The 11664-nt window shown below is 58.2% G+C and carries 8 protein-coding genes and 1 pseudogene; 5 read left to right on the forward strand and 4 right to left on the reverse strand.

Going from position 1 to position 11664, the window contains the following annotated elements:
- The first annotated feature begins 20 nt into the window (after window positions 1-20).
- Both ACA074_RS14180 and msrA read left to right on the forward strand, forming a co-directional pair.
- On the forward strand, window positions 21-923 hold the full coding sequence (locus tag ACA074_RS14180) for a bestrophin family protein (RefSeq protein ID WP_187679851.1): 903 nt from the start codon (window positions 21-23) through the stop codon (window positions 921-923).
- Window positions 924-1030: 107 nt separating this feature from the next.
- Window positions 1031-1537: a peptide-methionine (S)-S-oxide reductase MsrA gene (gene msrA / locus ACA074_RS14185; protein WP_497677170.1), complete on the forward strand. Its 507-nt coding sequence runs from the start codon at window positions 1031-1033 to the stop codon at window positions 1535-1537.
- 111 nt (window positions 1538-1648) lie between these two features.
- Here msrA and ACA074_RS14190 read toward each other — a convergent pair whose 3' ends face one another.
- A complete protein-coding gene (locus ACA074_RS14190; RefSeq protein WP_497677171.1) occupies window positions 1649-2581 on the reverse strand; it encodes a GGDEF domain-containing protein in 933 nt (310 codons plus the stop codon).
- Window positions 2582-2792: 211 nt separating this feature from the next.
- Window positions 2793-3965, reverse strand: coding sequence for an N-methyl-L-tryptophan oxidase (gene solA, locus ACA074_RS14195; RefSeq protein ID WP_497677172.1), 1173 nt, complete (start codon window positions 3963-3965; stop codon window positions 2793-2795).
- A gap of 355 nt (window positions 3966-4320) precedes the next feature.
- Between solA and ACA074_RS14200 the strand changes: the two genes are divergently transcribed.
- The gene (locus tag ACA074_RS14200; RefSeq protein ID WP_497677173.1) at window positions 4321-6726 is read left to right on the forward strand and encodes a glucose/quinate/shikimate family membrane-bound PQQ-dependent dehydrogenase; all 2406 of its coding nucleotides are present in this window, start codon (window positions 4321-4323) and stop codon (window positions 6724-6726) included.
- A gap of 103 nt (window positions 6727-6829) precedes the next feature.
- A complete protein-coding gene (locus ACA074_RS14205; protein WP_497677174.1) occupies window positions 6830-8116 on the forward strand; it encodes a carbohydrate porin in 1287 nt (428 codons plus the stop codon).
- 106 nt (window positions 8117-8222) lie between these two features.
- Here the strand turns inward: ACA074_RS14205 and ACA074_RS14210 are convergent, their stop codons facing one another.
- A complete protein-coding gene (locus ACA074_RS14210; RefSeq protein ID WP_187679845.1) occupies window positions 8223-8414 on the reverse strand; it encodes a hypothetical protein in 192 nt (63 codons plus the stop codon).
- A 250-nt stretch (window positions 8415-8664) separates the two neighbouring features.
- Window positions 8665-10524 (reverse strand): ABC transporter ATP-binding protein, encoded by a 1860-nt coding sequence (locus ACA074_RS14215; protein ID WP_497613989.1) that lies wholly within the window; start codon window positions 10522-10524, stop codon window positions 8665-8667.
- Between the two features lie 240 nt (window positions 10525-10764).
- Between ACA074_RS14215 and ACA074_RS14220 the strand changes: the two are divergent.
- A pseudogene (locus ACA074_RS14220) lies at window positions 10765-11597 on the forward strand (substrate binding domain-containing protein); the annotation flags it as partial.
- Window positions 11598-11664 lie beyond the last annotated feature (67 nt).

The following is an 11664-nucleotide window of genomic DNA, read 5'->3' on the forward strand; positions in this document are numbered from 1 at the left end:
GCTCGCCACGAGGTTTCCGTTTGAAAGCTGCCATCGTCAAAAAATACCGTCTGATCATCAAGACCATGGGCTATGTCGGTTGGGCCTTGTTCTGGCTGTTGCTCTGGGACATCGCCGTCACCGTGGACTTCATGCTGTTTCTGAACGCCAAGATGAACCTGCCGCTGATGCCCCTGACGTTGCTGGGTTCGGCGCTGGTGGTGCTGATCAGTTTTCGTAACAGCAGCGCCTACAACCGTTGGTGGGAAGCGCGGACGCTGTGGGGCACGATGATCAATAACTCGCGCAGTTTTGCCCGCCAGGTCCTGACGTTGCTGGATGACCCCGACAGCGAAGTCAATCCGGTCAAGTCGACTCTGTTGCGCCGCCATGTGGCGTATGTGAACTGCCTCGCGGCGCATCTGCAGGGGCAGCCTTGTCCGGAGGAAGTCCGGGCGTTCATTCCCGCTGATGAATTCGCCCGCAGTGGCACCACCAACAACTTTGCCAACGACATCCTCACCGGTTCCGCCGCCCTGCTCGCCCGGGAATACAAGGCCGGACGCCTGGACAGCATTCGCCTGGCAAGGCTGGAGTCGACGCTGGTGGAACTCTCCAACAGCCAAGGCGGCATGGAGCGCATCGCCAATACCCCGCTGCCCTACCCCTATGTATATTTCCCGCGGCTGTTTATTTCGCTGTTCTGCCTGATCGTGCCCGTAGGTCTGGTGGAATCCCTGGGCTGGTTCACCCCACTGGCTTCCACGGTGGTGGGCTTTATGCTACTGGCCATCGAGCGCATCGGCACTGACCTGCAAAGCCCGTTTCGCCACAGCGAACACCAGATCCAGATGGAAGCCCTGTGCGAAACCATCGAGAAAAACCTGCAATCGATGCAGCGTGACTCTTTGGGTGATGTGCGCAGGTTTGAAGAGCACGCTTGAAGTGGGGAGTGATCAGCAGACTTATTTGTATCGTCCAGACTTGGAATTGCCGGACACGCCCGCATAACAATGGCTACACCCAAAATTTCCGAGAGGAAGCACAGACCATGACCAGCCAAACCGAAACTGCCATCCTCGCTGGCGGCTGCTTCTGGGGCATGCAGGACCTGCTGCGGCGCTATCCCGGCGTGCTGCAAACGCGCGTCGGCTACACCGGCGGCGAGGTGCCGAACGCCACTTATCGCAACCATGGCAACCACGCCGAAGCCATCGAGATCGTCTTCGACCCGGCGGTGATCAGCTATCGGCAGATCCTTGAGTTCTTCTTCCAGATCCATGACCCGAGCACGCCAAATCGTCAGGGCAACGACCTCGGCCCCAGCTACCGCTCGGCGATCTATTACCTGAACGAACTGCAACGCGACATCGCCGAAGACACCGCCGCCGACGTCGACGCTTCAAAGCTGTGGCCAGGCCGAGTCGTCACCGAAATCGAACCGGCGGGCCCGTTCTGGGAAGCGGAACCTGAGCACCAGGATTACCTGGAACGTATTCCGAATGGCTACACCTGCCACTTCATTCGACCGAACTGGAAGCTGCCAAAGCGCGGCTGAGAGCAGGGTTGCCCACCTCGACGAGTGAGACGTTGAGGTGGGGCAGATTTTTCAAGGAAGATCATGACAGGCATGTCGGGTTGGCGATGATTAAGAGGCCGAAAAGCGCGCCTAAAAACCTACACACTGATTCCTTCCTCGCTCTTTCGCTAGATAAAGTGCTTTATCAGCTTGCGTAAGCAGTAAGTTGGACGTGTTTGTCGGGGTGAATTGATGAACAGAAAATCCGATGCTTATCGTTAAATAGCCCGTGCGCGAAGAGGAGTGCGCAATTCTCAAGTCGCGCACACGCTGACACAGAGAGTTCACGTAAGCAGATGACTGATCCATCGTCATGCCGCTGGATAAAATCACAAACTCTTCGCCCCCGTACCTGGCAACAAAATCAGAGCCCCTCTGGAATGATTTACTCAAACCATTCGCCACACCTATCAATGCTTCATCACCTGCTTGATGCCCATATATGTCATTGAATGACTTGAAGTCATCAACATCAATCATGATCAGCGTGAGCGCCTCACTGTTCCGACAGGCGATTTTGTATTGAATCTCAAACTGACTATCAAAGAAGCGCCGATTATAAACCCCGGTAAGCCCGTCTTTTATTGATAGCTGCTCGAGATGCGATTTTGTTTTTTCGAGGGAGTGAATTTCGTCACTGAGTTGCTGCTGCAAAATAACTCGCGATGTGACATCTTTTTGTATCCCTATAAAATTGCTGACCGCTCCCGCCTCGTCATGAATTGGCGATATGCTCAATTCATTCCAGAACATTGTTCCGTCCTTCCGATAGTTTCGCAACACAACCAGACAATACTCCCCGTTTGCAATGGCGTGGTGAACGACCTCTAATTCAGGTTGTTCACGATCATCTCCCTGTAAGTATCTACAGTTAAAATTTATGGATTCTTCGAGAGAATAGCCGGTCATGCGTTCAAAGGCGGGATTGACAAAAATCAACGGATTGTCATCCCTGCAGTTGTCGGAGATGGTGATTCCATCGCGCGAATCCATGACAGCCTGTTTAAGGATTTCAATGTCCATATAGGCCTCACCGCCAGCATGAATAAACAACCCGCAGCCAAGATTATTAAAATAGTTTTTGCTTCTTCAGTGTAGTTGAAAACCATCTTGGCGCTTTATTGCTTTGGAAATAGCGCATTTTGACTCAAGTAAATACCCTGCTGAACTGACATCCCATCGTGATGTTTCACCTGACGATCCATCGGCTCATCTTGAAGCCACAGTAGCGGTCTCAGCAGCCTTCAAAGCGTTTCAGGGAGAAAGACGAGAGGTCCAGGTCGGTCGAACCGCGCATGCACCACTGCGCAAACGCCTCGCCCAGTGCGGCGGAATGTTTGAAGCCGTGGCCGGAGCAGGCGGACACGAACAAGGTGTGTTGCAGTGACGGATGCTGGTCGATGATGAAGTGGCGATCCGGCGTCACCGTGTAGGCGCAGACCGCAGACTTGATCACTTTGGAAGTCACGCCGGCGATGCGGCCGTGTACCTGGTGTGCATACATGTCCTGCTCTTCGGCCGTAGAGACGGTGCGGTCGATCGTTTGCGGCAACGAGGCGGTGTGGTACTGGGCGGTGGCGATCTTCATGCAGCCTTCGCCGGACAATGCGGGGAAGCCGTAGTTGATTTTGTCGTCGCCACGGCCGTGAGTGAGGATGAATGTCGGCGAGTGACCGACCAGCCCGGCGTGCCCCTCCAGTTCGAACCAGAACAGCTTTTGCCGGTAGACACTCAGCAGATTTTCAAACGGTTTACCGAGCAATTCGCCACTCCAGTTGCCTGCATTGATCACCAGTTTTTTGGCCTGCAGCGTGCGCTGGTCGGTGTTGACAGTGACGCCCTGCTCGTCCGATGTGATCCCGGTGACCGTCTCGCCTTTGTACTGGGTCGCGCCGTGTCGTTCTGCCAGTTTGAGTTGCACGTCGATGCAGCGCTCGGGTCGCACAAACCCTCCACCGGGCTCGAAATAGCCGATGGCCGAGTCATGCACGTGGGCGAATTGCGGGAAACGCTGGCGAATCTGTGCGGCGGACAAGACTTCGTGCTCGATACCGTAGGCCTGCGCCAAACCGATGGTGCGCAGGGTGAAGTCGGTTTTGTCGTTGGGGTCGAATTCGGGGCTTGAGGTCAGTACCAGCAGACCTGATTGCTCGAACAGAGACTCCCCCGTCAGCACTTCAAGTTCGCGCCAGATCCGGTGGGAATTGCGCACGATCGGTACGTATTGCGCACCTTCTCCGACCGAAAGCCGAGTGATGCGCGTATCGCCATGGCTGGAGCCAAGGTTGTGCGGCGGGTGATGGCGGTCAATGCCGACGACATTCACACCGGCCTTCGCCAACTGATACACGGTGGCGGCGCCCATGGCGCCCAGGCCCAAAACCACTACGTCACACCGCTCCGACATCATTAGCCACCTATCAAAAAAGCGCCAGTTGAGCGGTAAACCGATCGCGAATCAAAGATTAAATGAGCATATGCATATGCCTGATCGTGTCACCGAGCCTCTCCGTCAGTTGCCGTACGTCGGCTAATCGAAGGTTTCTGATCGCAATTTTAACACTGTCAAAACTGGCGATCCTTCTGACATAAACAACGCTTTCACCGACCTATGGATAATTGCATCGACCCTATGCGGAACGCCCGGCTGCCCTTCTTGGTGCGTGCTCGAGCAGAGAACTACGCTTCACTCAGAAATAGTGATTTAACTAGGTAGTTACCTATCTATATACTGCGCGCCTCATTTCAACGGGACATTCAACGTGAAGCAGAGTCAACGCCTCTCGGGCATATCAAAATTCATTCTGGTCGGACTGGGCGTGATCATCGCCCTACTCGGCTTGGCGCTTGCTGCTGGCGGCGTGAAATTGGTCAGCCTGGGAGGCTCCTGGTACTTCCTGGTGGGTGGTCTGGTGATGACAGTCTCCGGCCTGCTGATTGCTCGCTTCAAACCGGCCGGTGCGTGGTTGTTCGCGGCGTTCCTGGTGGGGACCGCGATCTGGGCAGTGAGCGACGCAGGGCTGGTGTTCTGGCCGGTGTTCTCGCGCCTGTTCATGTTCAGCGCAGTGGGTCTGGCCGTCACGCTGGTTTACCCGTTGTTGAAACGTGCCAGCGGTGGCGTTCCGGGGCGTGGTGCTTATGCCCTTGCTGCGGTACTGGCGGTCGCTCTGGCCGTAGCCGCTGGCAACATGTTCGTCGCTCACCCGACTGTTGCTGCTACGGGCACTGGCCCGGGCCTTACGCCGGTCGAGCCGGAAAAAGCCCAGAAAGACTGGGCTCACTACGGCAATACTGAAGGCGGCAGCCGTTTCGCCGCGCTGGACCAGATCAACCGCAACAACGTCGACAAGTTGAAAGTGGCGTGGACCTATCACACCGGTGATGTCGCCGTGAGCGACGGCAACGGTGCCGAAGACCAACTCACCCCGCTGCAGGTCGGCAACAAAGTGTTCATCTGCACCCCGCACAACAACCTGATCGCGCTGGATGCCGACACAGGCAAGGAACTGTGGAAAAACGCCATCAACGCTCAGTCGAAAGTCTGGCAGCGTTGCCGTGGCATGGCCTATTTCGACGTCACTGCCGCAGTCGCCAAGCCGAGCAGCTCGCCAGTCGCAGAGGCCCAGCCAGCGCCGGCCGCCAACTGCCAGCGCCGCTTGCTGACCAACACGATTGATGCGCGCCTGATCGCCGTCGATGCCGACACCGGTGATTTCTGCCAGGGCTTTGGCAATAACGGTCAAGTCGACCTGAAGGCCGGTCTGGGTGATGTCCCGGACAGCTACTATCAATTGTCGTCCGCACCGTTGATGGCAGGCACCACCGTTGTGGTTGGCGGCCGAGTTGCCGACAACGTGCAAGCCGATATGCCGGGCGGCGTGATTCGTGGTTTTGACGTGATGACCGGCGCCATGCGTTGGGCGTTCGACCCGGGTAATCCGCAGGATAAAAAAGCACCGGCAGACGGCAGCACCTATGTACGCAGCACGCCGAACAGCTGGGCGCCCATGTCTTACGACGCGGCGACCAACACCGTGTTCCTGCCGATGGGCAGCTCCTCCACCGACATTTATGGTGTCGAGCGCAGCAAACTGGATCACACCTACGGCGCTTCTATCCTGGCGCTGGACGCCAATAGCGGCGAAGAAAAGTGGGTGTTCCAGACCGTTCACAACGATCTCTGGGACTTCGACCTGCCGATGCAGCCGAGCCTGATTGACTTCACCAAGGACGGTAAATCGGTACCGGCGCTGGTGATCGGTACCAAGGCCGGGCAGATCTACGTACTGGATCGCGCCACCGGCAAACCGTTGACTGACGTGAAAGAAGTGCCGGTCAAAGCGGCGAACATTCCTAACGAGCCTTACTCGCCAACCCAGCCAAAATCGGTGGGCATGCCGCAGATCGGTGCCCAGCACCTGACCGAATCGGACATGTGGGGCGCGACTCCATATGACCAATTGCTGTGCCGTATCGACTTCAAGTCGATGCGTTATGACGGCTTGTACACCGCGCCGGGCACCGACAAATCCCTGAGCTTCCCGGGCTCGCTGGGCGGCATGAACTGGGGCAGCATCTCGACTGATCCGGTGCATGGCTTCATCTTCGTCAACGACATGCGTCTGGGTCTTTGGATTCAGATGATCCCGTCGCAGAACAAGGGCCAGGCCACTTCCGGCGGCGAAGCATTGAACACCGGTATGGGCGCCGTCCCCCTCAAAGGCACACCTTACGCGGTGAACAAAAACCGCTTCCTGTCGGTCGCCGGCATTCCTTGCCAGGCGCCGCCGTTCGGCACGCTGACCGCCATCGACATGAAGACACAAAAAGTCGCCTGGCAGGTTCCGGTCGGCACCGTTGAAGACACCGGTCCGCTGGGTATCCGCATGCACCTGCCGATCAAGATTGGTCTGCCAACTCTGGGCGGCACCCTGTCGACTCAAGGTGGCTTGATCTTTATCGCCGGCACCCAGGACTTCTACCTGCGCGCGTTCAACAGCGGCAACGGTGAGGAAGTCTGGAAGTCCCGTCTGCCGGTCGGCAGCCAGGGCGGCCCGATGACTTATGTTTCGCCAAAAACCGGCAAGCAATACATCGTCATCACCGCCGGTGGCGCTCGTCAGTCGACCGATCGTGGCGACTACGTGATGGCTTACGCCTTGCCGTAAGCCGCCATGCCCATGGTGAACATGGGCATTTCATTTATAGCGCGGCACCTTAGGGTGCCGCGCTGCTTTGCGCTATCGCTAAAATTTCAGCTGGAAGATTCACATGCTTTTGCCTGTTCGCTTTTCTCATGCCGGCTTGCTGTTGGGCCTGACCTGCAGTGCTGCCCTGCCCGCTTTCGCCGATGCCGATTCGAACCTGATGACCCGCAACACCCTGACCGGTGATTGGGGTGGGCTGCGCCACCAGATGGACGAAGACGGCATTAAGTTCACCGGCGACTACACCGGCGAAACGGCTTACAACGCCGACGGTGGCCTGCATCGTTCGGCCCGTTACTCGCAAAACATCAAGCTCGGTGTGCAATTCGATCTGAGCAAACTGTATGGCGTCGACAACGCCGGCAAGGTGCAACTGAGCATCAACGACCGGCGCGGCAACAGCGCTTCCGAGGATCTGGTCGGCAACCGTCTGCCGATTCAGGAAAACTACGGCGGTCTCTACACCCGCCTGACCGAACTCAGCTACGAGCGCACGCTGTTCACTCCGGCGCTGAACGTCAAGCTCGGTTACATGGCCATGGGCAACGACCTCGGCGGCCTCGACAGCGGCATCCTCTGTAACTTCATGAACGCCGGCTTCTGCGGGCATCCGCTGAACATGTCCGGCGGCAGCGGCTGGACCAACTATCCCAACGCCCATCTCGGCGTGCGGGTTAAGTACGACCTGTCGCCTGAGTGGCAACTGCGTGTTGCCGCGTTCAATGTCGACCCGGACAGTAACGGCAACTCCAGCCGCGCCTGGCACTTGGGCCCAAAACACACCACTGGCACCGTGGTGCCGATCGAGCTGGTGTACAAGCACGCGGGTGAGCTGCCCGGCGAATACAAGGTCGGCTACTACTACGACAGCTCCGACGTAAAACGCATCGGCAGCGACAAGGAAGTATCCGGTCGTGGTGGTCATTACCTGCTGGTCGATCAGGCCGTATGGAGCTCGAAATCGTCCGAAGGACGCAGCTTGCACGCCTTCGGTCAATACTCGGCTGCCAGCGAAGCGGCTTCGCCATTCAGCAAGTGGTACGGCACTGGCGTGGTTCTGTACAAACCGTTCGAAGGTCGCCCGCGTGACACCGTTGCCCTGGGCTATGGCCGCGCCGTGCCCAACCCGCGCAGTCGCGACGTGCTGCAAGACGCTGCGCTGAACAATGGCACGGCGTTCCCGAACCTGGACAGCGCCGAACAGTTGATCGAGCTCGGTTACGGTTATCAGGCCACGCCTTGGCTGACGCTGCGACCAAACGTGCAGTACATCATCGAACCGGGCGCGTTCTCCGGGCAGGACATCGACAATGCGCTGTTGTTTGGCGTGCAGGTGAAGGCTGCGCTCTGAGCATTCCCCCTATCAGTCGCCTCTCTCTCTGGGCGAGGGTCAGGCTGAGGGCCAATAAAAAACCCGGCCTGAACGCCGGGTTTCTTTTGCCTTCCTTTTAACTTGGCTAAGGGTGCTCACTCGACACCGAGTTGTTCGCATCCACATCGCTCATGTCTTCATCGACCGCCGCTTCATCGTCCGCCGGCAACGGGTTCGAAGACTCATCGCGGCGCGGATCATGGCCGGTTTCATTGTCCGTAGTGCGCGTCACTTCCTGCTGAGACGTGTTGCCTGGGGCTTTTTCATCGATTTCCATGCTGGCTCTCCTACCAAGGCGCGGGAAGTCCGTGCTTAAGGTTGAGAGACAATCAGGCGTGGCGAGTGCCGGGTATTGGACGAATGGTGACCTGCTTTCTGGCATCCCTCCGTGCACTCACCCCTGGCTTGCGGCAAATATGGCCACCTCAAAAAAATATGAACCGCTTTTAGACGCGCTCGCCTAAACGCTGAATGCTCGTGCGAAATTAACGGGCGCCAGGATTGAACTCTCCGTGCGCCCTTCCCGCTCACACCTGATCCATCGCCTCGACCACGCCCTTGTCCTCTCCCAGAAACCCGCCGCTCTGATGCTGCCAAAGCCGCGCATAGACGCCGTTTCTCTCAAGCAATTCGCTGTGAGTGCCCTGTTCAATAATGCGGCCTTCGTCCATGACGATCAGCCGGTCCATGGCCGCAATGGTCGACAGCCGGTGGGCAATGGCGATCACGGTTTTGCCCTGCATCATGTCATCGAGGCTTTCCTGAATCGCCACTTCGACTTCCGAATCCAGCGCGCTGGTGGCCTCGTCCAGCAGCAGGATCGGCGCATTCTTGAGCATTACCCGGGCAATCGCAACGCGTTGGCGCTGGCCACCCGATAGCTTGATCCCGCGCTCGCCCACCAGCGTGTCGTAGCCGCTGTGGCCCTGCCGGTCGCTGAGTTGGCTGATGAATTCATCAGCCTGGGCGCTGGCGGCGGCGCTGCGGATTTGCGCGTCGGTTGCATCGGGGCGGCCGTAGGCGATGTTGTCGCGAATGGAACGGTGCAGTAGCGAAGTATCCTGCGTGACCATACCGATGGCGCTGCGCAGACTGTCTTGCGTTACGTGCGCGATGTTTTGCCCGTCGATGCGAATCTCGCCGCTGTCGACGTCATAGAAGCGCAGCAGCAAGTTGATCAGCGTGGATTTGCCGGCACCGGAACGACCGACCAGACCGATTTTTTCGCCCGGACGGATGCTCAGGTTCAGACCATCGAGCACCTGACGTTCGCCGTTGTAGTTGAAATGCACCTTGTCGAAAGTGACGGCGCCGCCATTGGTCACCAGCACGCCGGCATCCGGTGCATCCTGCACCTTGGCGCCCTGAGTCAGGGTCGCCATGCCATCCTGAACGGTGCCGATGCTTTCGAAGAGCGAGGTCATTTGCCACATGATCCAGTTCGACATGCCATTGATCCGCAACGCCATGGCGGTGATTGCCGCCACGGCACCGGCGCCGACATCCCCCTGATGCCATAGCCACAGGGCATAACCCCCGGCTGACATGATCAGCCCCACCACCAGTGCCTGATTGACGATCTCGAACATGCTGACCAGACGCATCTGGCGAAAACCGGTCAGCTTGAAATCCTCCATCGCAGCGCGGGCGAAGTGCGCTTCACGATTGGAGTGGGAGAACAGTTTTACCGTCGTGATGTTGGTGTAAGCGTCCGATATACGCCCGGTCATCATCGAGCGCGCATTGGCCTGCTCCTGCCCGACTTTCCCCAGGCGCGGCACGAAGTACCACATGGCCAGCGCGAACAACACCGCCCAGCCAATGAACGGCAGCATCAGCTTCAAAGCGAAGCCGCCGGCCAGCGCGATGATCGCGATGAAATACACGCCGATCCCCGGGATGATCTCGATCATGGTGAACAGCACGTCGCGCACTGCCAGTGCCGTCTGCATCACCTTAGTCGTGACCCGGCCGGAAAACTCATCGGAGAAAAACGAAAGGCTTTGCCGCAGCATTAGCCGATGGAAGTCCCAGCGCAGCCGCAACGGCAGGTTAATCGCCAATATCTGGTGCTGCACCATCGTGCGCAGCGCCACCAGCCCGACACTGGTGCCCATGACGATGCCCATGCCCCACAGCACGCGGCTCTCCTGCGCAGCGGCTTCACCGCCGGCCTGCCAGGTCGAGAGCAGATCCACGACTTGGCCGAGGAAGGAAAACAGCCAGGCTTCATAAATCGAAACACCGGCACTCAGCAGCGCCAGCACAAGGATGTAACCGCGGGCGCCCCGTGTGCAGGCCCACAGAAAACGCGCCAGACCGTTGGGTGGCGGTGGAACCTCGTCAGGAGGAAAAGGGTCGAGTCTTCGTTCAAACGCACGAAGCATGGTGATCTCCAAAACTTTCAAGTTGAGGGGATTCTGCCATTGAATGGTTGCGGAGAGGTCTTTGTGAAAAAGTGTGCGTTTAAATGGGGCATGCCACGCTTCTGAGTGTGGTCCGTTCCTTAAATTGCAAATGAAGATGACGCCCGCTGTTGCGAACGCCACCTTCATCAATTGCGGGCTAATCAGGCTTTCTTGGCCGCCTCCTCCAGAGCTTTTTCAGCGTTGAACCCGTCAAAGTGCGTATCGAAGTCGATTGTCAGCCGCCGGCTGGCTCGGCTTGAAGCGGAATTGGGCGTGCAACTGATGGCGCGCTCCACACGCGGGGCTTCACTTACCGAGGCCGGCTCGACGTTCCGGGATTACGCCGCCAGAGTCTGCACCGAGATCGACATTGCCAGAGAGACGATCCTGCCCGCCGGCGCCCTTCGCGGACGTTTGCGCGTGGCGGTTCCGCTGTCGTTCGGCCCGACGCACTTCGCACCGGTGCTGGCAGAAATGGCGCGCCGCCATCCTCAGTTGCACATGCAAACCTGCTACAGCGATCGCTTCGTTGATCTCATTACCGAGGGCTACGATTGCGCCATCCGCGTGGGTTATCTGCAGGACTCCAACCTCATCGCAAGGCGTATTGGCCCGGTCTACACCAAGCTCGTCGCGAGCCCGGACTACATCAAGGCGCACGGTGTCCCCGAGACGCCTGACCAACTGCACACCCATCAGGCGCTCATGCAGGGCACCGAAGCCTGGCAATTCATGGACGGCGACAAGATCATCACGGTTCGCCCGCAAGGACGCTTCAAGGCCGACAACGGCACCGCCCTCGCCGCCGCCGCAATCGCAGGCCTTGGCCTCGCCTACCTGCCCGATTGCCTCACCCATGAACACATAGCTTGCGGCGCACTCGTACCGATCATGACAAACCATCCAGCGCCTACATTCTCCGCCCGCCAGGCCCGCATCCCGCGCGCAAAATACGCGTACTCACCGAACTGTTGATCGAGTACTTCGGCGACTCTCCGCACCTGGCGGTGCTGCCAGTGTCACATCAGGAAGAAGCGTTTGCGTATAGCTGAACAAGGCAGGAGCGACCGACATGGCTGTCAAACGAATGGACAACGTGTTGATCGTTGTCGACGACCT

This window comes from Pseudomonas sp. LBUM1655 (assembly GCF_059716085.1).